Origin of the sequence: Pseudoalteromonas sp. HL-AS1 (genome assembly GCF_031198785.1) — a bacterium.
Taxonomy (GTDB): domain Bacteria; phylum Pseudomonadota; class Gammaproteobacteria; order Enterobacterales; family Alteromonadaceae; genus Pseudoalteromonas; species Pseudoalteromonas distincta.
Genome location: NZ_CP133569.1, coordinates 187,489 through 209,905, shown reverse-complemented (window position 1 = coordinate 209,905; position 22,417 = coordinate 187,489). Strand labels below are relative to the sequence as shown.

17 protein-coding genes and 1 pseudogene are annotated in these 22,417 nt (G+C 39.8%); 10 read left to right on the top strand and 8 right to left on the bottom strand.

Annotation, left to right across the window (positions count from 1 at the left end; all coding sequences use genetic code 11):
* The first annotated feature begins 51 nt into the window (after positions 1-51).
* The 3 genes from spoT (at position 52) to RB214_RS00985 (ending at position 4,321) form a co-directional block, all read left to right on the top strand.
* Complete coding sequence (gene spoT / locus RB214_RS00995; RefSeq protein ID WP_309167987.1) at positions 52-2,157, top strand: bifunctional GTP diphosphokinase/guanosine-3',5'-bis pyrophosphate 3'-pyrophosphohydrolase; 2,106 nt, start codon at positions 52-54, stop codon at positions 2,155-2,157.
* Positions 2,158-2,169: 12 nt separating this feature from the next.
* A complete protein-coding gene (locus tag RB214_RS00990) occupies positions 2,170-2,562 on the top strand; it encodes a RidA family protein (protein WP_002958826.1) in 393 nt (130 codons plus the stop codon).
* Between the two features lie 151 nt (positions 2,563-2,713).
* Positions 2,714-4,321 carry a DUF342 domain-containing protein gene (locus RB214_RS00985; protein WP_024606509.1) on the top strand — a complete coding sequence of 536 codons (1,608 nt, stop codon included), beginning with the start codon at positions 2,714-2,716 and terminating at the stop codon, positions 4,319-4,321.
* Positions 4,322-4,360: 39 nt separating this feature from the next.
* Here the strand turns inward: RB214_RS00985 and asnA are convergent, their stop codons facing one another.
* Positions 4,361-5,356 carry an aspartate--ammonia ligase gene (gene asnA, locus RB214_RS00980; protein WP_024606510.1) on the bottom strand — a complete coding sequence of 332 codons (996 nt, stop codon included), beginning with the start codon at positions 5,354-5,356 and terminating at the stop codon, positions 4,361-4,363.
* Positions 5,357-5,553: 197 nt separating this feature from the next.
* Here asnA and asnC point away from each other — a divergent pair, with 197 nt between their 5' ends.
* From asnC to recG, 3 genes are read left to right on the top strand one after another with little or no spacing between them, the layout of a single operon-like run.
* Positions 5,554-6,012 carry a transcriptional regulator AsnC gene (gene asnC / locus RB214_RS00975; RefSeq protein WP_002958822.1) on the top strand — a complete coding sequence of 153 codons (459 nt, stop codon included), beginning with the start codon at positions 5,554-5,556 and terminating at the stop codon, positions 6,010-6,012.
* Between the two features lie 41 nt (positions 6,013-6,053).
* Positions 6,054-6,740 carry a tRNA (guanosine(18)-2'-O)-methyltransferase TrmH gene (trmH, locus tag RB214_RS00970; RefSeq protein ID WP_007580009.1) on the top strand — a complete coding sequence of 229 codons (687 nt, stop codon included), beginning with the start codon at positions 6,054-6,056 and terminating at the stop codon, positions 6,738-6,740.
* A gap of 58 nt (positions 6,741-6,798) precedes the next feature.
* Complete coding sequence (gene recG / locus RB214_RS00965; protein ID WP_290174762.1) at positions 6,799-8,880, top strand: ATP-dependent DNA helicase RecG; 2,082 nt, start codon at positions 6,799-6,801, stop codon at positions 8,878-8,880.
* 196 nt (positions 8,881-9,076) lie between these two features.
* Here the strand turns inward: recG and RB214_RS00960 are convergent.
* Both RB214_RS00960 and RB214_RS00955 read right to left on the bottom strand, forming a co-directional pair.
* Positions 9,077-10,552, bottom strand: a pseudogene (locus RB214_RS00960) (alpha-galactosidase).
* Between the two features lie 217 nt (positions 10,553-10,769).
* Positions 10,770-11,714 carry an aldose epimerase family protein gene (locus tag RB214_RS00955; protein ID WP_309168934.1) on the bottom strand — a complete coding sequence of 315 codons (945 nt, stop codon included), beginning with the start codon at positions 11,712-11,714 and terminating at the stop codon, positions 10,770-10,772.
* A gap of 430 nt (positions 11,715-12,144) precedes the next feature.
* Between RB214_RS00955 and RB214_RS00950 the strand changes: the two genes are divergently transcribed.
* The 3 genes from RB214_RS00950 to RB214_RS00940 are packed head-to-tail and all read left to right on the top strand — an operon-like array spanning position 12,145 to position 15,779.
* Positions 12,145-12,723: a TonB-dependent receptor plug domain-containing protein gene (locus RB214_RS00950; RefSeq protein WP_309167982.1), complete on the top strand. Its 579-nt coding sequence runs from the start codon at positions 12,145-12,147 to the stop codon at positions 12,721-12,723.
* The gene (locus tag RB214_RS00945) at positions 12,651-14,840 is read left to right on the top strand and encodes a TonB-dependent receptor (protein WP_309168933.1); all 2,190 of its coding nucleotides are present in this window, start codon (positions 12,651-12,653) and stop codon (positions 14,838-14,840) included. The genes RB214_RS00950 and RB214_RS00945 overlap by 73 nt, the downstream gene beginning before the upstream one ends.
* Before the next feature lie 54 nt (positions 14,841-14,894).
* The gene (locus RB214_RS00940; RefSeq protein ID WP_309167980.1) at positions 14,895-15,779 is read left to right on the top strand and encodes a metallophosphoesterase; all 885 of its coding nucleotides are present in this window, start codon (positions 14,895-14,897) and stop codon (positions 15,777-15,779) included.
* 79 nt (positions 15,780-15,858) lie between these two features.
* Here RB214_RS00940 and RB214_RS00935 read toward each other — a convergent pair whose 3' ends face one another.
* A complete protein-coding gene (locus RB214_RS00935; protein ID WP_309167979.1) occupies positions 15,859-16,374 on the bottom strand; it encodes a sigma-70 family RNA polymerase sigma factor in 516 nt (171 codons plus the stop codon).
* 144 nt (positions 16,375-16,518) lie between these two features.
* On the bottom strand, positions 16,519-16,917 hold the full coding sequence (locus RB214_RS00930) for a thioesterase family protein (RefSeq protein ID WP_024593444.1): 399 nt from the start codon (positions 16,915-16,917) through the stop codon (positions 16,519-16,521).
* Positions 16,918-16,950: 33 nt separating this feature from the next.
* On the opposite strand from RB214_RS00930, the gene RB214_RS00925 reads away from it, so the two are divergent.
* Entirely contained in the window at positions 16,951-17,655 is a 705-nt protein-coding gene (locus RB214_RS00925; RefSeq protein WP_165743502.1) for a 2OG-Fe(II) oxygenase, read from the top strand.
* 20 nt (positions 17,656-17,675) lie between these two features.
* On the opposite strand, the gene RB214_RS00920 is transcribed toward RB214_RS00925, so the two are convergent.
* From RB214_RS00920 to acnB, 3 genes are all read right to left on the bottom strand, one after another.
* On the bottom strand, positions 17,676-18,911 hold the full coding sequence (locus RB214_RS00920; RefSeq protein ID WP_309167976.1) for a cysteine desulfurase-like protein: 1,236 nt from the start codon (positions 18,909-18,911) through the stop codon (positions 17,676-17,678).
* An 11-nt stretch (positions 18,912-18,922) separates the two neighbouring features.
* Positions 18,923-19,555: a 2OG-Fe dioxygenase family protein gene (locus RB214_RS00915; protein WP_002958808.1), complete on the bottom strand. Its 633-nt coding sequence runs from the start codon at positions 19,553-19,555 to the stop codon at positions 18,923-18,925.
* 200 nt (positions 19,556-19,755) lie between these two features.
* Positions 19,756-22,353, bottom strand: coding sequence for a bifunctional aconitate hydratase 2/2-methylisocitrate dehydratase (gene acnB / locus RB214_RS00910; RefSeq protein WP_002958806.1), 2,598 nt, complete (start codon positions 22,351-22,353; stop codon positions 19,756-19,758).
* Positions 22,354-22,417: the final 64 nt, after the last annotated feature.

Genomic DNA, 22,417 nt, shown 5'->3' with positions numbered 1-22,417 from the left:
TCGTATATTCGTAACTTACCTAATTTGCTTCACTAGAACATTGGAGTGTGAATGTATCTTTTTGAAGGTCTTAAAAAGAAAATCTCAGAATACTTGCCCGCTGCTGATGTAGAGCTGGTTCAAAAATCTTACGTGGTAGCCCGAGAGGCCCATGAAGGACAAACTCGCTCGAGTGGCGAACCTTACATAACGCACCCAGTAGAAGTAACCCAAATTCTTGCAGGCATGCATCTTGACCATGAAACGCTCATGGCCGCGCTAATGCATGATGTAATTGAAGATACTGATTTTAGTCAGCAAGATTTAGCCGAGATATTTGGCGAAACTGTTGCAGAGCTAGTTGAAGGTGTGAGTAAGCTCGATAAGCTTAGCTTTAAAAATAAAAAAGAATTCCAAGCTGAGAACTACCGCAAAATGATTATGGCAATGACTCAGGATATTCGAGTCATTTTAATCAAGCTTGCTGATAGAACACACAATATGCGTACTTTAGGCGCATTGCGCCCAGATAAGCGCCGCAGAATAGCACGTGAAACACTAGAAATTTACGCACCAATTGCAAACCGTTTAGGTATTCACGATATTAAAAATGAGCTTGAAGACTTAGGTTTTCAAGCGTTATATCCTATGCGTCATCGCGCACTTAAATCGGAAGTTGCTAAAGCACGCGGTAATCGCAAAGAAGTTATTACTAATATCCAGCATGAAATAGAAGCACGTCTTGAAGAATCAGGCATTAAAGCAACTGTGTCTGGCCGTGAAAAACATTTATATAGTATTTATAAAAAAATGCTTAATAAAGAACTGCTATTTAACGAAGTTATGGATATTTACGCGTTTAGAATTGCAGTTGACTCTATGGATACGTGTTATCGTGTATTAGGTGTAGCTCATAGTCTTTATAAACCTATTGAAACACGCTTTAAAGATTATATTGCAGTACCAAAAACAAACGGTTACCAATCGCTTCATACTTCATTAGTTGGTCCACACGGTATACCTGTTGAAATTCAAATTCGTACTCACGATATGGATCATATGGCCGACAAAGGTGTAGCGGCGCATTGGATGTATAAAAAAGCAGGTGATGGTGCAGGTAATACTTCGCAGCAACGTGCTCGCCAGTGGATGCAGAGCTTATTAGAGCTTCAGCAAAGTGCGGGTTCATCATTTGAATTTATTGAAAATGTAAAAACTGAGCTATTCCCAGAAGAAATTTACGTATTTACACCAGATGGGCGTATTGTTGAGCTACCGATGGGTGCTACCGCAGTCGATTTTGCCTATGCCGTGCATACAGATGTAGGCAACACCTGTGTAGGCGCGCGCGTTAATCGCAAGCCGCACCCTTTAAGTAGGCCCTTAGATACAGGGCAAACTATAGAGATAATAACAAGCTCAGGTGCCCACCCTAATGCAACATGGCTAAACTTTATTGTTACTGGTAAAGCGCGTTTGGGCGTTCGTAATTACCTTAGAAGCCAGCATCATGAAGAAGCTATGCTTTTAGGGCGCCGCTTACTTGATTCAGCGTTAGGTGAAAACAAACTAGATAGCATTGCTGATGAAAATATAGCGAGAGTACTTGAGGAGCACGAACTAACAACGCTCCTTGAATTACTTGTAGAAATTGGCTCTGGTAACCTAATGAGCATGTTAATTGCCAAACGCCTATTACAAAATGACAGTGACGACTTAACTGATATTACCAGCCAAGCCAAAGCGACCATTATTGGTACTGAGGGCATGCTAGTTAATTACTCTAAGTGTTGCCGACCTGTACCTGGCGACGCTATTACAGCTCATGTAAGCCAAGGTAAGGGCCTGACCGTTCACCGCCAAGAATGTAAAAACATCCGTGGCTGGGAAAATGAGCGCTCTAAATACTTAGTTGTAAAATGGGACGACAACCCAGAGAAAGAATATATTGCAGCTCTGAGAGTTGAAATTATTAATCATCAGGGGGCTCTGGCTAAATTAACCAATGTTGTTACTACAACCCAAGCCAATATTGTAGAAATTACCACCGATGAAAAAGAAAGTAATTTATACGTGATAGATTTAGGGGTTACCGTTAAAAACCGTATCCACGTTGCTAACATCATGCGCCGCATTCGCGTTATGCCTGATGTACAAAAAGTCTATCGTAAAAAGTAAAATAGGAAACACATGAATAAAGCATTTATCTCTACCGACAAAGCACCTGCTGCCATTGGCACTTACAGCCAAGCAGTTAAAGTAGGCACTGCTGTTTATTTATCTGGTCAAATTCCATTAGTGCCAGAAACGATGGAAATGATTTCAGAAGACTTTAGTGAGCAAACGCATCAGGTATTTAAAAATATCACTGCGGTATGTGAAGAGGCAGGCGGGCAAATTCAAGATTTAGTGAAAATAAATATTTATCTAACTGATTTATCTAACTTTGCTACTGTAAATGAAGTGATGAGCCAATACTTTAAGCAACCTTACCCAGCGAGAGCTGCATTAGGTGTTCGTGCACTTCCAAAAGGTGCACAAGTTGAAATAGATGGAATAATGGAACTTCCTTCTACCAATTAAGTATTACAGGCTATAGAGCCTCTCTATAGCCTTTCTTTCCCTCTTAGCACTTCGTTCTCTGTGACCTCTTGACTCAAATGTAAATTTCTAGCAATCTGTAGTTGTGTTTTAAAAAACAAACTTAACTTAAGTAGTAAAAAAGGATTAACTCGTGTTTAAGCTTGCCAACAATGGAAATGTTTTACTTGATGTAAAAGAACATATTCCTCCCAGCGCTGCATTTATTTTAGAGGCTCTCGAAAAGTCAGCTTTTTACGACTGCAAAATAGATCATGACGCTATTAATGATTTTTTTAAAAACGAAAACACACAACACACTCTGGTTGTAGCAACAAAACACAATGCCACTTTAAATGTAACAATTAGCGACGATAAAATGTTGGCCATTGGCGAGCTAACCCTTGCCCAAGGCGGAAAATTATTAAGTTTAGAAGATGCAAAAAAACAACTCGTTAAAGCAGGAATTGTGCGTGGCTATAAGCAAGCATTTTTAGAGTTGCTACTGCAAAAACAGTTTGAGCATACAGCGGGTTCTGTCGTTAAGGGAGTATTAGCTAAAGGCAGACTCCCAAGTGATGGTTTGGCCACTAAACTAATAACAACCGTAGAGACTTTAAAAGACCGTTTAAAAACCCCCAAGCTCAAAGAAGATGGCAGCGTGGATATGCGCGACTTTGGCAAGCTTGCAAGCGTAGAGCCAGGCTCTGTGCTTATTCGCCAACAACCAGCAACCCCTGGTAAAGAAGGCTTCACCGTAATAGGTGACATACTGCCCGCAAAACCCGGAGAAAATAAACAATTAGTGGCAGGCGAAGGCACCGAAATATCAAAGCTGAATCCGCTTGAACTAGTCTCTACTATTGCAGGTGTTCCGGTTGAAATTAATAATGGTATGCGTGTCGACGATATTTTTACCATTTCAGATGTAAACGTAAAAAGCGGCCACATAGACTTTCAAGGCAGTGTTATTGTTACCCGCAATATAGACCCTGGAATGAAAGTAACAGCCAAAGGCGATATTACTATATTTGGCACTGTTGAATCAGGAGAGCTTACCGCAGGCGGAAACATCACCGTTAAACAAGGCATTATTGGCCATCAAAAAGCCGACGAACAATCACTGTCTTGTAAGCTTATTGCACGAGGTGATATTCACGTATCCCATTCACAGTATTGCTACCTAGAAGCAAATAATATTTTTATTGATCGCCAAACAAGCCACTGTGTAATGAAAGCTAAACGCTTACTGCAAGTTGGTCAATCCGACTTACCTAAGGGTAAAATATTTGGTGGCGAAATACTTGATGCAACGACCCTCATTGCTGGCGAAATAGGGAATGAATCAGGTGCTAAAGTGATTATTAACCTAGCTGCTTCTGGCGCCGAAATAACAGCAGATACTGATAATTGCTTTAAAGACTTAGCTAAAACAGATGCACAGCTAGACACGTTGCAAGCAGCACTAGAAAAAACTGATTTAGTGAAAGATGCCGAAAAGAAAAAACTATTAATTACTAAAATTGGTGCTACTCAAAAGCATTATTGTGAGCAGGCAGAGCAATTAGAAAAACGTCTTTCAAACTTAGATCACGACTTACACGATTTACTTAACGACGCTAATTTAGCGGTAAATTCTGTTTTGCATTCAGGTGTAGAGATTCATATTTTTGATAAAGTACTTAAAACAATCCGCAATTACCCTCCGTGCAACGTTAAGCTTTTGAATAACAAAATTGAAATAGAGTTCAAAACAAGCTAATAACTGAGTGCTCTATTGAGCACTCAAATTTATTCACATTTAAAGTAAACCGCTTACCTCAGCATGTGTTTGCTGCGGCCATACACCCACTTGTACTTGACCAATATGCTGCTTTTGTAGCAAGAGCATAGCCAAGCGCGACTGCCCTATTCCACCGCCAATTGTTTGCGGAAATTTACTTTGTAGTAGCGCTTTATGCCAATCAAACTCTAAGCGGTCTTCATCTCCAGTAACCCTTAACTGCGCTTTTAAAACTTCAGGACTTACGCGTATACCCATTGATGAAATTTCAAAAGCGTCTTCAAGTACTGGATTCCATACTAAAATATCACCATTTAAACCCGTGTATTGCTCGCATGTCGGCGTAGACCAATCATCGTAATCTGGGGCTCTTACATCATGGATTTTGCCATCACCAAGCGCGCCACCAATACCAATTAAAAATACAGCACCATATTCTTGTGCAATGGCTTTTTCGCGTTGTTTAGCGCTAAAGTCAGGGTACATTTTACGTAGCTCTTCACTGTGCACAAACTTAATGTCGTCCGGTAAAAAAGGCGTCAAACCATAAGACTCACTTACAAAAGCTTCCGTCTCTTTTATCCCTTTATAAATAGATTGAACAGTTTGCTTTAGTGTTGCCAGCGAACGCTCTGTGGTTTCGTTAATTACTTTTTCCCAATCCCATTGATCAACATATACAGAATGAATAGGACTTAATGAATCTTCATCTGGGCGCAAAGCTTTCATTTGAGTGTAAATACCCTCACCAACACCAAAGCCATAAGTTGCGAGTGTTTTACGTTTCCACTTAGCTAATGAATGCACCACTTCGTAGCGACTATCTGTAATCGCTTTTACATTTACAGCAACTGCGTTTTCATGGCCGCTTAAGTTATCTTGCGTGCCGTCACCTACTTTAGCCAAAATAGGGGCTTGAACCTCAACCAGCCCAAGTTGGGTTTCTAGTTGCTGTGAAAAAAATTGCTTAACTTTACTTATTTGCTGCTGTTGCTGCACATAGTGTGAACTCATAATAATTGGCCTCATTCCCAGTTATTGTTACTTGCTTAATTGATAAAAAGCGCCCTAATGAGCGCCTTTAATGAGGTTAATGTAACGATTTGATTAATTAATTCAATATCCCACAATAAAAATAGCTTTAAGATATTAAAACCATCAATTAAGTGGTATAAAAATCATATATTCGATAATTTTATAAGAAAAATATAATGGAAAATTATTTAATCGATAATCTCGATAAACAGATACTTCATGCATTAATGGCAAATGCCCGTACTGCGTACGCCGAATTAGCAAAAAGATTTAATGTAAGCGCAGGGACGATTCACGTAAGAATTGAAAAAATGAAGCAAGCAGGGATCATTACAGGCACCCAATTAACGATTAATACTAAACAGCTAGGCTACGATGTGTGTTGCTTTATAGGTATTAATTTAAATAACGCACGTGATTACCCACAAACACTTATAAAGCTAGAAGCATTGGAGGAAGTGGTAGAGGCTTATTACACAACAGGTAACTACAGTATATTTATAAAGGTAATGACAAAGTCCATTGATCACTTACAAGATGTGCTGATTAATAAGATACAAGCAATAGAAGCCATTCAATCAACAGAAACACTGATTTCTCTACAAAATCCAATTAGCCGTACGGTAATGCCTTAACTGCAAAAATCTCGTATAATTGCCGAAAAAAGAGGATAACCATGCAGCAAACTCGCTACCAAAGAATCGAAGACGTACTTTCGCGCCGTCAAACAGACTTAACCGTGTGCTTAGAAGACGTGCACAAACACCATAACTTATCTGCAATAGTACGAAGTGCTGATGCGGTTGGTTGTCATCACGTACATGCTGTATGGCCTGAAAAGCAAAAATGGCTAACAAATAATACCTCAGGTGGCAGTAAAAACTGGCTAGAGACGCACTTACATAGAAATATTGATGATGCTGTTACTGCAATGCGTGAACGCAATCCAGAAATACAAATATTAGCGACTCACTTATCAGAAGATGCCGTTGATTTTAGAGAAGTAGATTACACCAAGCCAACGGCTATTATTGTTGGACAAGAAAAAACGGGGATCTCAGAAAAAGCCCTAGAATATGCCGATCAAAATATTATTATTCCAATGCAAGGCATGGTGCAATCACTAAATGTTTCAGTCGCTGCTGCGCTAATATTGTTTGAAGCACAGCGCCAACGCGAGCTGGCTGGTTTATATAATAGAGATATGTTGAGCGCCGAAGTTAAACATCCACTTTACTTTGAAGGCTGCCACCCTATTATCGCAAGGCAGTGTAAACAAAAAAAATTACCCTACCCCGCACTTGATGAAAACGGCGAAATAGTCGCTGACGAGCAATTTTGGCAAGCTTTAAAACATACTTGATGGACTAAAGCTCTGTAAGTACACTTAACTTATTCACAAATAATAAGATTGATATAATTTGTCTAAACCTAGCTTAAATCAATACCCAATTACAGAGCTCAAAGGGGTCGGCCCAAAAATGGCTGAGCGTTTGTTAAAGCTAGGTATTTTAACTGTGCAAGATATGCTTTTTCATTTGCCACTTCGCTATGAAGATCGCACTCGCTTATACGCGATTAATGAGTTGTCACTACATAGCCACGTGAGTGTTGAAGCAACAATTGAAACAAGCCAAATTACGTTTGGTAAAAGGCGCATGCTTGTTTGCCAAATCAATGATGGTACTGGCAGGCTAACACTACGATTTTTTAATTTTACCGCTGCACAAAAAAACGCATTTAGCGCTGGTAAAATAATACGTTGCTTTGGTGAAGTGCGCCGTGGCCGTGTTGGCTTTGAAATGAGTCATCCTGAATACAGCATCAGCGATACCTCTAACGAGCAGCCGGTAGCGACAACATTAACGCCCGTTTATTCAACTACCGAAGGTTTAAAGCAACTATCGATTAGAGCTTTAAGCGAACAGGCTATTGATTTACTAAATAAATACTCAGTAGAAGAACTACTGCCTTCACAGTGGCAGCCATCAAATATGCCACTAAGTGACGCCTTATTATTACTGCACCGCCCACCAAATGATGTTGATGTAACTGCATTAGAGCAAGGTACTCACCCTGCTCAACAGCGCCTTGTATTCGAGGAGTTACTTGCTCAAAACCTCAGCTTATTAAAAGTGCGAGAGCAAGGGCAACAAGTTAAAGCCGTGGCATTAAATCCGGTAAACACATTAGAAAGCCAATTTTTAGAGCAACTTCCTTTTGCACCCACAAATGCGCAAAGCCGCGTAGTTGCTGAAATTAAAGGTGACATGCAACACGCGTATCCCATGATGCGTTTAGTACAAGGCGATGTAGGCTCAGGTAAAACCCTAGTAGCAGCACTTAGTGCACTAACAGCCATTGCTCAGGGCTTTCAAGTCGCTTTAATGGCTCCTACTGAAATTTTATCAGAGCAACATGGTGTTAATTTTACAACGTGGTTTAATCAACTAGGCATAACAGTTGCGTGGCTTGGCGGTAAAACAAAGGGCAAAGAGCGCGTAGCAACACTTGAAAAAATTGCCTCTGGTGAGGCGCAAATGATTGTAGGTACTCACGCTTTATTCCAAGATGAAGTTAAGTTTAATAACTTAGTGCTCATCGTTATTGACGAACAACACCGCTTTGGTGTCCACCAGCGTTTATCACTACGCGAAAAGGGTAAGTTTGGTGATTGCTACCCCCATCAACTAGTTATGACCGCAACACCTATCCCACGTACACTCGCTATGACCGCCTACGCCGACTTAGAAACTTCTGTGATTGACGAGCTGCCACCAGGGCGTACGCCAATCACAACAGTGGCACTTCCTGATACTCGCAGAGACGATATTATTGCTCGCGTTAAATTAGCGTGTAACGAGCAAGGCCGCCAAGTTTATTGGGTGTGTACACTTATTGATGAATCTGAAGTACTGCAGTGCCAGGCAGCGGAGGACAGCGCACTGCAGTTAAAAGAAGCGCTACCAGAGCTAAACGTAGGCTTAGTACATGGCCGAATGAAATCAGCTGAAAAACAAGCCATTATGAGTGAGTTTAAAGCAGGTAATATACATGTTTTAGTTGCCACTACGGTTATTGAAGTTGGTGTAGATGTCCCCAATGCGAGCTTAATCATTATAGAAAACCCCGAGCGCTTAGGCTTAGCACAATTACATCAATTACGTGGGCGAGTTGGCCGTGGCGCTACGGCATCGCATTGCGTGCTTTTATACCACGCACCGTTGTCTCACACCGCTCAAAAGCGATTAGGAGTACTACGCGATAGTAACGATGGTTTTGTGATAGCTGAGCGCGATTTAGAAATTCGTGGCCCTGGTGAAGTACTTGGTACAAAACAAACAGGGTTAGCCGAGTTTAAAATTGCAGATCTTACCCGTGATAAGCACATACTTAATCAAGTTAGGCCGATTGCACAGCAAATGCTTAAGCAACACCCTGAAGCTGTTGACCCACTAATTCAACGTTGGTTGGGTAATAAGCAAAATTACGCGCAAGCGTAACCACTCTATTTTCGATACTTTGAGTTTACTAAGTTAATTTACTAAATTAGCTTACTAAGTTAGGGATGCTAAATTTATTTGTTAGCATTTACAAAGGATATAAAAAAGTCAGCTCTAAACAATATAGAGCTGACTACTGATATCTAAGCTAAGCAGCATAAAAGCGATTAGCGCCTTTTACTGCTCTTAGTTAAATTTAAGCTTTGTTAAGCTCAAATATAAGCGATGTTTGCGGGAATGATATTGGCATTTGTAAACCAAACTGCATTAGCGCTTCACCTGTAAATGTTTGACCATTTACCGCAGCAATAGAAGATGGGCGATACTCTTCAAATTTTACCGGCCACACTAAATTAAGTGTGTACTGCGCATCGCCATCTAGGCCAACAAAACGTAATTTATTAGGCGCTGTACGCGGTGTTTCACGAACGCTGTTATACGCAAATAACGCTTTTGTTTTTTGCTCATCGATTAAACCAAAGTTAATTGATAAATCGTCGCTATCTAAGCGGTATAAATCGGCGCTATGAATAAACTCACGATGCTCTTTATGAAGTGCTATTGCCGCTTTAAGTGCATTGTATTCGTGATCGTTCAGTTCACGTGGGTCCATTTCAATGCCCATGTGGCCAAACATTGATACCGCAGCACGCATTTCAATACTTACATTACGCCCTGTGATATGACAATCGCGTGGGCCTACGTGTGCACCCATAACCGACGATGGGAAAAAGAACGAACATCCACGCTGTATTTCAAGGCGGTCAAGCGCATCGTTTGAATCTGACGTCCATACACGGTCTGTGTGTGCAAGTACGCCGTAATCTACACGTGCACCACCTGACGAACAGCTTTCTATTTCAAGCCCTGGGTGCGCCGCTTTAATACGGTCAATTAAACGATAGAGTGCTAATGTTTGCTGGTGCACTGCTGGCTTACCATCAAAATTACCCGCATGGTTAATATCGCGGTTCATGTCCCATTTAATGTACTTAATAGTTGGGTATTCAACTAAAATATCGTCGATGGCTTTGTATAGGTACTCAACAACCTCAGAGCGCGTTAGATCAAGTACTAGCTGATTTCTAAAGCTTAACTGTTCGTTGTTTTCAGATCCTAAAACATGTAAACCGCCAAAATCAAAAGGACGTGCTGTAGTTACGTTAACCGTACCACCAATGCCGCCTTCTTGAAGCGTTGCTGTATTACTTTTATAAATATCAGCACCGGTGATTTGATCTGCCGCTAATACATCAAAATTGAATTCACGACCTGCACTGTCTGTCGCAATTTGACGACCATTAACAAGTACAGTATTAAATTGTGGACCAAAACCACGAATAGTTACCGCTTGGCCTTCACCACCACTACGGTCAATTGCTACACCTGTAATACGTTACAGAGACTCTGCTACGTTTAAATCAGGAAATTTACCAAGATCTTCTGCTTTAATCCCGTCTGTAACAACATTAGATGCTTTTTTATCTAACATTGATGAACGTAAGCTGCTGCGGATACCCGTTACTGCGATAACTTCAACATCTTCATTTACTACTGTAGGCGTATTGCCTTCAGCGCCTTGAGCTGCAACGCTTCCGCTTGCCAATATACCAGTGATAGCAATACTGAGCGCGGTTTTCTTGTTGAACGATAACTTATTGTTAATTATCATTTTTTAAAAACTCCTGATTGTGTGTAGTCGTTGTGCCGTTGTGGTAGTGCATATAGTTTCAAATACTATTTATATTATAAATACTTTAAACCAGCAAAAAGTGCAACCTTTTCCTGAATTATGGATAGCATTTAATCACTATATTTTTGCTTTTAATTTTCTTTAAATTAACATTAGAATACTGTATTCACTTAGAAAAAGAGTAAATAATAACCTGTTAGTAATCCTCTCCCGGCAATAAATTAGCTTTTGGAAAATTTTCACGATTTGGCGCATCTGGCCAATTTTGCGCTTCAAAACACAAAGCTTGCCGTGCTTTAAAAGGCGCACCTACAAAGTTAGCGGTGTATAACTGCATACCAGGTTGAGTGCTCTTAAGGGTTAAATTAACCTTCGTGTGTGGCGAAGTTAATGTAGCCATCGTCTTTAAACTGCTGTCATCATTAAAAATATAGCAGTGATCAAAGCCATTTCCAGCTTCTAGTTGAGGATGAACGGCGCTTAATGCCTTACCAACTTGAGCTGGCTTAGTAAAGTCAAAGCAGGTACCGCAAACTAAAGCGGGTTCATTAAGTGGAATACTTGTTGTATTGATAGGAAGGTAACGATCGGTATTAATTTGAACAAGATGCTCATTAATTGATTCACTGCCATCAAGATTAAAGTAGCAATGGTTAGTAAAGTTAACGAGCGTTTCTTTATTCGTTATCGCTTTAAAGTGCAGAGTAAGCTCGCCGTTTTTAGCGCTAATCGTTTGCCAAACCTGCAACTCCCCAGGAAAACCTTGTTCGCCGTCGGGCGAGCAATAATAAAGCTCAACTTCACTTTCAGTTTGTTTACTTACTTGCCAAAGTACTTTATTAAAGCCTTTAACGCCGCCGTGCAGGCTATTAGGACCGTTATTCGCCTCTAGTTGATACTGCGTACCAGATAAGCTAAAACGCCCCTTTGCAATGCGATTAGCGTATCGACCTACTGTAGCACCTAAGTAAAATGGATTTTCAAGATAGTATTGAGGGTCATCGACGCTAAGGGTCATTTCTTGTTTTTTAAATTTAATACTTTTTATTATTGCGCCAAATGGCAAAATTTCAGCTGTTAAATTTTCACCATCACTGAGCTGAATAACTTGTAAAGGTTGGTTATTGCCAATAGATGTCACACGCATTCTCCAATCAAATTACCGAATTAACATTTCCTGTTATAACGGCGCAACAATATATAATATAAATAACATATAATTGAGGCCTGTAACTCAATCTAAATGCGTTAAAAAATCACGACAAAAATTTACAGCTGCCATTATTTATTTACACAAGGCGAGTAAATTAAATACTTATTTTTTAATCCTCTAAAAATCACACCTAATTAACTAACACGTAAAAATAAACAAAAAGATCAATATAATTAAATATTTAAGAACACCCAACCAATCGGCATATGTTAAAGTTTTATTAAAACACTCTTTTATTTGGAAAATTTTCAGTCTTACTTTGTTTAGTTGATGTCTGCACCATTTAATCCAGCTTAATCGCTGCGCGTGCACTTTGTTTTTAGTATTTATAAACATTAACTGAGAGAAGAAAGGAATTATGATCCCATTTAAACTTAATAAACTGAGCATATTAGTTAGCGCTGTATCTGGCACATTCATATTAGCAAGCAGCCCTATACATGCAGCTCAAAGTGATAAAGTTCAGCAGGAAATGGAAGCGATCACGGTAACAGGCTACCGTTCTAACCTAGCCCGTAGTAAGGAACTCAAAAAAAATGCCATTGGCTCGCAAGACAGCATATTAGCTGAAGACATTGGCGAATTCCCTGATGCCAACTTAGCTGAGTCATTACAGCGTGTACCAGGTGTATCTATTTCGCGTGACTCAGGTGAGGGTCGTCAAATATCGCTACGTGGCTTGGGTCCTAATTTTACACGCACACGCTTAAATGGCATGGAAGCACTTTTTACAAGCGATTCAGGTATTGACCAACGTGGTGGTGCATCTCGCTCTCGAGATTTTGATTTCAGTATTTTTGCCTCAGAACTATTTAATCGCGTAGATGTGTACAAATCGTATGATGCGTCATTAGATGAAGGGGTATTGCCGGTACTGTTGATTTACATACTGCAAAACCTTTTGATAATTCTGAAGAAGGACTACAAGGTACTGTAAGTGTAAAAGGTATTTATAATGATAGAACAGAGCATTCAGACCCTCGCTTTGCTGGTTTGTTATCAAATACTTGGGGGAATTTTGGTGCGCTCGTATCGGTTGCTTATTCTGAAGTAGATACAATTGAAGAAGGCTATCATGTGTGGTCTTGGAAACAAGCGAGCTTTGGTGATGATAATGTTGCAGATTCAGTTGATGGCGATATCAAAAACCGTTTAGTTAACGCCACGGGCAATGACCGAGTGTTTGTATCTCGCGCTAATAATATTGCATCTTGGGCTAATACACGTAAACGTACCGGTATTACCGCTGCACTTCAGTGGCAACCTTCTGATGCAATGTCTTTTGATTTAGATATTTTATACGGAAAACTATCTAACGATCGCATTGAAAATCAATTATCAACAGCGGGCACAAACGCATTTACTGGCGATGTGACAGCAAATCAGTTACTCGTTGATGCAGCTATTGAAGGTGACGATTTAGTATACGCCTCATTTGAAGGTCTTGATTTACGTACCGAGTCAAAAGTAAGTTTTGGCGAAACTGATTTTCACCAAATATCACTCAGTGGTAATTTTGAACTAACCGATAAACTATACATGACAACCATGTTTGGTTTATCAAAATCTACTTTTGAGCAACCTATAAACGATAAAGTTTTTAGTGAATCTGTCGATCATGCGTTTTCTGTTGATTGGCGCAATGCTAAATATGGTCAAAATACTTACGACTTCGATATTACCGACATCGACCAGTGGGCATTAATGCGGACTGATGTCCGCGAAGATGAAATAAGCAATGAATATAACACGTATCAAGTTGATTTTAATTACGAACTCAATGATGTGCATTCATTTAAGTTTGGTCTTCAGTCTAAAAACTATCAATCAGATGGCTTTGAACGCAGAGACCGTGTCGATTGGGAAAATGACCCAAATTCACCTGAAGCTGTTTTTCAAATAACTAGTATTCCAACTTTGCATGACTATGTTATTGCAGATAACCAAGCTACTTTTGAGCGTGTTGTTGCGACAGGTTTAATTTCTCGCGAGTTAAACGCCTCTCATAATCGCCCTGGTACTGTATATCAAATTGAAGAAGATACTATTGGGGTTTATGCACAGTATGTATGGAACACCGAAATAAGCAACTTCCCAATTAGAGGTAATTTAGGCTTACGTTGGTACGAAACTGAACAAACATCGAGCGGGGAAGTTAATACTGGATCAGGTTTTGAGCAAATAGAATTTAGTAAAACCTATTCCGATTTACTACCAAGCTTAAATGTTGTTGCTGATATTTCTGATAATTGGTTAGTACGCTTTGGTGCAAATCGCAATATTTCTCGACCTAATTTAAATCAATTAAAAGCGGCTGGGCAAGTGGGTGTTGCAGATCAATTTATCAGTGCTGGTAACCCTAATTTAGAGCGTTTTGTCGCTGATTCATTCGAAACATCATTTGAGTTTTATGGTGATTCGTCAAGCTTGGCTATTGCATTATTCCATAAAGATATGGAGTCATTTATTGTCCAGCAATCAGTGACCCTACCTTATGAGCAAACGGGTTACCCTCTAGAGTTTTTAGATTTTGACCCGCGCGTAAATGCGCAATCTGAGTTTACCGTTTCACAACCTATAAATGGTGATTCTACAGATGTCACTGGTTTAGAAATTGCGTTTCAAATGGACTTTGATTTTTTACCAGAGCCATTCAATTACTTAGGAATGCTCGGTAATGTAACCATTGCTGATGGCGAAACTATTTTATTTAACGAAGGTGAGCGCATCAGCGTTACTCCTCCTGGCTTATCTGAATTGTCTCACAATTTTACCCTTTATTACGAAACGCCGCGTTGGGGCATGCGGGTATCGAGCTCTTATCGTGATGAATATATTACAGGGGAAGGCTCAGAGCAAAACATTGTTGCAGGATACGATGAAACAACGTTTGTTGATTTTAAATCGTTCATGAATATTACAGAGCAAGTAAAAATAACCTTTGAAGCAACAAATTTAACGGATGAAGTAATTCGCCAATTCCTTGATCACAGAACTCAATCTTACTCACAAAGTGGTCGTAACTTTGCGTTAGGTATGTCGTATAAATTTTAGCTCTCACTTCTAAACTGGCTGCTTTTGCAGCCAGTTACTTTAAGGAAAAAAGTTATGCAAAAATACACTGTTTCATTCTTCATTAATTTATTATTGCTTTTAGTTTGCTGCCCATCAATTGCTGCAAATGACTCATTTACTTTAGGTGTTATTGCCGATTGCCAATATGCAGAACAAGCCAATAAAGGTACTCGACACTATACATCTTGCCCTCAAAAGTTCAGCACTGCCGTTGAGCAATTTAATCAACTGCCTTTATCGGGTGTATTACATTTAGGCGACTTTATCGACCGTGAATTTAAAAGTTTTACTCCGTTAAATACAATATCGTCATCGCTTAACGCTCCCCTTTATCATGTATTAGGAAATCATGAGTTTTCGGTAGATGATAAGTTTAAAATGCACATAACTAACACATTAAATATGCCCGCGCGGTACTACAACTTTGAAGTAAACGGCTGGCTTTTTATTGCTTTAGATGGCAACGATGTGAGCACTTACGCATGGCCTAAAAATAGTAAAAAACATCAACAAAATATGGCCTTGTTTAACTCTCAATATAAAGGGCATGAAGATTGGAATGGCGCAATTGGTACAAAACAACTTAAGTGGTTAGAAGAAAAACTAAAAGTAGCGCAAGTAAAAGAGCAACCTGTTGTGCTACTGAGCCATTTCCCTATTTTTCCTGAGAACAACCATAACCTTTGGAACGCGCAAGAAGTGCTAGCCCTTATTAGCCAGTATTCAGCCGTAAAAGCATGGTTTAATGGTCATAACCATGTAGGTAATTACGCAAAAAAAGACGGTATTCACTTTGTGACTTTTCATGCAATGCTTGATACCGACACAACTGCATTTAGCACTCTTGAATTTTCGCCAACCCAACTTAAAATTAATGGTCAAGGGAGACAGCCTTCAATGATTCTTCCCATTAAATAGCCGTAATAACACTAAGATAACCTATAACTTTATATAATAACGCGCACAAGGTAGGAATTAGCGTGACTATGGAACTTAGTTACGCATTTCTAGCACTTATATAACTATGCAATTGCTCAATAGCACTTTGTATTTGGCGGCTTCTATCGCCTAGGCTAAACCCTGTTGCCACTTTAATTTGTTGATATGTTTCACCATGAATACGACTACGTACTATAAGGTCTCGCTGCTTAGCTGTAAGCGTATTCATCGCATCTGAAATATATTCAATTCGTAAATTCATGCTACATAGATCCTCAGGGCTACCTTGTGTACATAGTAGTTCATCAATATTATCGAGGGTGTCGTCTGACAAATACTGGGGATTTTTAAAACGAGAACGATAATTTAAACCAATGTTAATAGCTGAACGAAGCAGATAAGCTTTCGGAAACTCTATTTTATCAATATGCTGGTGCGACAACATATTACTAAATGCCTCCTGCACTAAATCTTCATGATCGCTAAGGCTTGCCCCAAAAAAATCACGGACTCTACGGTTTAGTTCACTATTGTGCTCGGTATATAATTTTTCAAAAAATGATTCGACAATCATAAAATTGCTTTAACAACCTCTTAGTTCAAAAAGTAAAAACAACTGTATTAGTCGTTATATTTAAGAGGATTAATCTAGCATTCAATTATGCTAAGAATATGACAAACCAAGCGTTTGTCACTAAAAGGTCATTTATTAGCTAAGTTATGACTCAGCAGTAATGTGCTCGTTAAGCGCTGCTTTTTCGTCAATGCTAAGCGCTTGCTTTGATTTAGCAATAAAGTCGTATCTCACCATCACAGCTTTGCCTATTGCGCAGCATTTATCGTGTTGCCATGCTTCTTGCCTAAGCGTAAAAGAACTAGTCCCTATATGCTCTACAGAGGTTTTAACTGTCACTTCGTGGCCATAAAATAATTCGCCTACAAACGACACTTCAACTTTGGCGATAATCAATTTCCAATCATGTGGATTTAAGTCCGGTGTAAAAAACTTAAAAATAGGTCCACGCGCGACTTCAAACCATACAGGGAGTACGGTATTGTTAATGTGTCCGAGTGCATCTGTTTCGCTAAAGCGCGGCATCACTTTTTCAATAAACATAAAAATCCAATAATAATTATATAAAGGTAAACCATGACGGACTTTATACGCGTTATTGATAACGCATTAAGCGATGAGTTTTGCGATGAATTTATTTCCACATTCGCGCAAAGCCCGCATGTAAGACAAGGGGTAACATCGGGCGGTGTCGACTTAAAGAAAAAAGACAGCCACGACCTACACTTAAATAATCACCCCGAATATGCACAACAATTAAAACATATACAACAAACGACTGCACAGCATGTTTTTAAGTATGTTGAAGAGCATATTTTTATGATGATTGGGGCATTTGGCTTAAAGGTTTATCATCCAAAAACAGGTGATGTAGTCGATTTAACCCAAGAGAATTTTGAAGAAGTGGGTAAACCGCAGTTACCCGTTTTAGTTCAGCAAATTTTTAGACTCGGTAACATTCAAGCGCAAAAATACGAAGTAAACAAAGGTGGCTACCCTTACTGGCACAGTGAAGTTTATCCGCAGCTACAGCACAATGAAGCTTTGCATCGCGTGTTGTTATTTATGTTTTACTTAAACGATGTAGAAGAAGGTGGTGAAACAGAGTTTTATTATCAAAACCGTAAAATCGCCCCTAAAAAAGGCACTATGGTAATAGCACCTGGCTACTTTACACATACTCATAGAGGCAATAAGCCAGTATCAAACGATAAGTATATTTTAACCTCGTGGGTATTGTTTAACCGTGCAGAACAAATATATGGTGCGCCTAAGAGTTAGCGCACCAAAATCAGTATTATTTAACCGAGCAGTTCATCAAATAAATTAAACAACTGATCTAGCTCTTCAATGGTGTTGTAGTGCATACAACCAATGCGCACTACGCCGCCTTTATCAAGCACATCTAATTGCTTGCACAACCCTTGCGCGTAAAAATTACCATCCCACACGCAAATATGCTGCTTACCTAGAAATTCTGAAACGGCGCGTGGCTCAAGCCCTTCAAAAATTAAAGCAAAAGTAGGTGTACGCTCATTAAGGCGATCAAAATCATCAATACCAAATAACTTAATACGTGGATAATTAACTAAGCGCGTTAAAAAGTGTTCGCTAAGCGCCATTTCGTGCTGCTTAGTTTTAGCAAAAGCAACGCTTAACTTTTCGCGGCGTGAATGGCTATCGTCAAGTTCGCTAATCGCTGCAATGTAATCAACAGCAGCGATAAAACCAGCCATTGCTTCAAAGCTTTGCGTGCCGGTTTCCCAGCGACCTGGTGCTACGTCTTTAGCTGGCTCAACTTTATAAGGTGTAAACCCGTCTAAATGTTCTTTTTTACCGTAAACCATACCTAAATGCGGGCCAAAAAACTTATACGCAGAGCACGCTAAGAAGTCGCAATCAAGTGATTGCACGTCAACAAGTTCATGCGGTGCATAATGTACGGCATCAACATAAACAAGTGCGCCTACAGCGTGAGCAAGCTCAACAATACGTTTAATATTGTTAATTGAACCTGTGGTATTTGAAGCGTAAGTGACCGCTACAAGCTTAGTGTTGCTGTTTAATAGGCTTTCAAATTGCACCATATCTAAGCTGCAATCAGCTTCGTTAATTAAAGCCGTATTAACTTTAACGCCTTTATCTTCTGCAGCTTGTTGCCACGACGATACATTCGAGAAGTGATCGGCATTGGTTACAATTATTTCATCGCCAGCCTGCCAGTCGCGTGAAATTGCACGACTAAAACTAAACGTAAGGCTGGTCATGTTTGGACCAAACACAATTTGTTGTGAGCTAGGTGCATTTAGTAAATCAGCTGCAGCTTGGCGCGCATTCGCCATCAACTCAACCGTTTTATCACTTGAAAAAAACGCGCCACCTAAGTTCGAATTATAATGACCTAAATAAGCAGTCATCGCAGTAAGCACCGATGTTGGTACCTGCGAGCCACCTGGTCCGTCTAAAAATATTGGCGATTTACCATCAACGTTCTGCATTAATGCTGGAAACTGCTCACGTAATTGCGTTATGTTCATGCCTAACTTCCTTAAGACGTTAATACAAAACAATCCAGGTAACCTGGTTTGCTAGCATCAATTTTGTTCATAGGTGTTGCGTTATGCCACACTTGACGGTCGTTTATTAATGCAAACATGCCGTCTTTTATTTCCATTTTAAAACAAGGCTCAGCTTGCTTGTTTTCGTATACAAGCAGTTCGCCACCTTCTAAATTCTCGTGAGAAACACCGCATATACATACATGGTCAAAACCATCTTGATGCACGCCTTCTGGCGCTGCAGGTGTATCGCTATCGATGGCAAGCATACGGAACTGATGAATTTCAATATCACGCTGCTCATCAATACCGGTAAGTTGGCGAAACTCATTTACAATGCTTTTCATGCCCTCTGACTCAAGTAAACTTTGCTCTAAATTTTCGTAAGTACGCTCTACATTACCTTGAAAAGTATTAATTGAATCATCTTGAACAAATGCTTTGGCTTGCTGTAGCTTTATTTCACCATTTTGCATTTTTACTACTGAATAACGACGTTTACGAAAGGCACCATCTGCATAAAGGTTTGCAGGAAGGTTATCAAAAGAAGGTTTAACCAAATCAATATTTGCTTGGTTAACAAAACGTAGTTGCAATAAATTCTGGTTGTTTAATGCTGTCATAAAATCTCGCCTAAAATAATGAGAATATTGATAAGGATTTTAATGCATTTTGATAGGAATTTTTGCGCGATTAATTACTTTAAAAGCAATTTAAGACTAGAGTTAATACAATAATACAAAAAAAGAAGCATGAACTATCTAATATTTGTTTTAACCAATAAAAAACCCGCCGAAGCGGGTTTTTAAACAAACTCTAAAAGTTATACAGCTTGTTGAATAATCACGTTGTCTGCTTTTTTAGTGTAAGCAGGCATACGGTGGAAGTTTAAGTAACGGTAAGTATCTGCAGCCGTTGCATTAATCTTCGCTGCGTATTCTTGGTACTCAGCTGGAGTAGGTAGTTTACCTAAAATAGCCGCTACTGCAGCAAGTTCTGCTGAAGCTAAGAATACGTTCGCGCCATTACCTAAACGGTTAGGGAAGTTACGTGTAGAGGTAGACACAACCGTTGCTTTGTCTGCAACACGTGCTTGGTTACCCATACATAGTGAACAACCTGGAGTTTCGATACGTGCACCTACACGACCAAAGATACCGTAGTAACCTTCGTCTGTAAGCTGATCTTTATCCATCTTAGTTGGCGGGGCAACCCAAAGCTGAGTTGGGATACGACCTTTAAAGCCATCTAGTAACTTACCTGCTGCGCGGAAGTGACCGATGTTAGTCATACAAGAACCGATGAATACTTCGTCGATTTTCTCGCCAGTAACATCAGACAATAAACGTGCATCATCTGGGTCATTTGGAGCACAAAGGATTGGCTCTTTAATGTCTGCTAAATCGATTTCAAGTACATGTTTGTACTCTGCATCAGCGTCAGCTTCCATTAGTTCTGGGTTAGCTAACCAATCTTGCATTGCAGTAATACGACGCTCAATAGTACGTACATCGCCGTAACCTTCAGAGATCATCCATTTAAGCATAACAATGTTTGATTCTAGGTATTCTGCGATAGACTCTTTAGAAAGTTTAACCGCACAACCTGCTGCAGAACGCTCTGCAGATGCATCTGATAGTTCAAACGCTTGCTCAACAGTTAGGTGTTCAACGCCTTCAATTTCTAGTACACGACCAGAGAATTCGTTAATTTTACCTTTTTTCTCAACTGTTAATAAACCTTCTTTAATACCGAAGTAAGGGATTGCATGTACAAGGTCACGTAAAGTGATACCTGGTTGCATTTCACCTTTAAAGCGAACCAAAATTGACTCAGGCATATCAAGAGGCATAACACCTGTAGCTGCTGCGAATGCTACTGCACCCGAACCTGCTGGGAATGAAATACCTAATGGGAAACGTGTATGTGAATCACCACCAGTACCTACAGTATCTGGTAATAACATACGGTTTAACCATGAGTGAATTACACCATCACCTGGGCGAAGTGACACACCGCCACGGTTCATGATGAAATCAGGAAGCGTATGGTGAGTGTTTACATCGATTGGTTTAGGGTAAGCCGACGTATGACAGAAAGACTGCATTGTTAAATCTGCAGAAAAACCTAAACATGCTAAGTCTTTAAGTTCGTCACGTGTCATAGGACCTGTTGTATCTTGCGAGCCAACAGTTGTCATTTTAGGTTCACAGTATTGGCCTGGGCGAATACCTGGAACGTTACACGCTTTACCAACCATTTTTTGCGCTAGTGTGAAGCCTTTTTCAGAAACTTCTGTCACTGTTGGTACTTTAAATACATCAGTTGGACCTAGGCCAAGTGATGTACGTGCTTTATCAGTTAAACCACGACCAATGATAAGTGGTATACGACCACCAGCACGAACTTCATCTAAAATTACATCAGATTTAAGTTCAAAAGTTGAGATTACTTTGTCAGTACCGTGGCTCTTAACAACACCTTCGTACGGGTAAATATCGATTTGCTCACCCATGTTAAGCTCATCAACATTTAATTCGATTGGTAATGCACCTGAATCTTCCATTGTATTGAAGAAGATTGGAGCAATTTTATTACCTAGACATACACCGCCAACACGCTTGTTTGGTACGAATGGGATATCATCGCCCATGAACCAAAGTACAGAGTTAGTTGCAGACTTACGAGAAGAACCAGTACCAACAACGTCACCTACATATGCAAGTGGTAAGCCTTTAGTTTTTAATTCTTCAAGCTGAGAGATTGGACCTACTTCGCCTGGCTTGTCTGGTGTAATTCCATCACGTTCAATTTTTAGCATTGCTAAAGCATGAAGTGGGATATCTGGACGAGACCATGCATCTGGTGCTGGTGATAAGTCATCAGTATTTGTCTCGCCAGTTACTTTAAATACAGTAACTGAGATCTTTTCAGCAACAGCTGGCTTATTAGTAAACCACTGCGCATTTGCCCAAGACTCAATAATTTGCTTAGCGAATGTATTACCCGCTTTTGCTTTTTCTTCAACATCGTAGAACGCATCAAACATAAGTAATGTATTTGAAAGGCCTTTAACTACGATTGGTGCAAGTGTTTCGTCATCAAGTAGGTCAATCATTGGCGCGATATTGTAACCGCCCAGCATTGTACCTAATAATTCTGCCGCTTTTTCTTTAGAAACAAGTGGAGAATTAGCTTCACCTTTAGCTACAGCTGCTAAAAATCCCGCTTTAATATAAGCAGCATCATCAACACCAGCTGGTATACGCTGAATGAACAAATCTAAAATGAATTCTTCTTCACCTGCAGGTGGGTTTTTTATTAATTCAATAAGATCAGCAGTTTGCTGAGCATCTAATGGCGCTGGTACGATACCTAACGCGGCACGTTCTTCTACGTGTTTACGATATTCTTGTAGCACAATATTGCCCTCTTGGTGACGTGAAAGTATCCGGTAGCGCTTTGGGCGCAAATAAGTTACCCAA

Coding starts and splice junctions, on each gene's coding strand:
- RB214_RS00920 (WP_309167976.1), bottom strand. CDS start 18,911: ATGAACATAACGCAATTACGTGAGCAGTTTCCAGCATTAATGCAGAAC.
- RB214_RS00930 (WP_024593444.1), bottom strand. CDS start 16,917: ATGTTTATTGAAAAAGTGATGCCGCGCTTTAGCGAAACAGATGCACTC.
- RB214_RS00950 (WP_309167982.1), top strand. CDS start 12,145: ATGATCCCATTTAAACTTAATAAACTGAGCATATTAGTTAGCGCTGTA.
- asnC (WP_002958822.1), top strand. CDS start 5,554: ATGGAAAATTATTTAATCGATAATCTCGATAAACAGATACTTCATGCA.
- RB214_RS00940 (WP_309167980.1), top strand. CDS start 14,895: ATGCAAAAATACACTGTTTCATTCTTCATTAATTTATTATTGCTTTTA.
- spoT (WP_309167987.1), top strand. CDS start 52: ATGTATCTTTTTGAAGGTCTTAAAAAGAAAATCTCAGAATACTTGCCC.
- RB214_RS00990 (WP_002958826.1), top strand. CDS start 2,170: ATGAATAAAGCATTTATCTCTACCGACAAAGCACCTGCTGCCATTGGC.
- trmH (WP_007580009.1), top strand. CDS start 6,054: ATGCAGCAAACTCGCTACCAAAGAATCGAAGACGTACTTTCGCGCCGT.
- RB214_RS00925 (WP_165743502.1), top strand. CDS start 16,951: ATGACGGACTTTATACGCGTTATTGATAACGCATTAAGCGATGAGTTT.
- RB214_RS00915 (WP_002958808.1), bottom strand. CDS start 19,555: ATGACAGCATTAAACAACCAGAATTTATTGCAACTACGTTTTGTTAAC.
- asnA (WP_024606510.1), bottom strand. CDS start 5,356: ATGAGTTCACACTATGTGCAGCAACAGCAGCAAATAAGTAAAGTTAAG.
- RB214_RS00935 (WP_309167979.1), bottom strand. CDS start 16,374: ATGATTGTCGAATCATTTTTTGAAAAATTATATACCGAGCACAATAGT.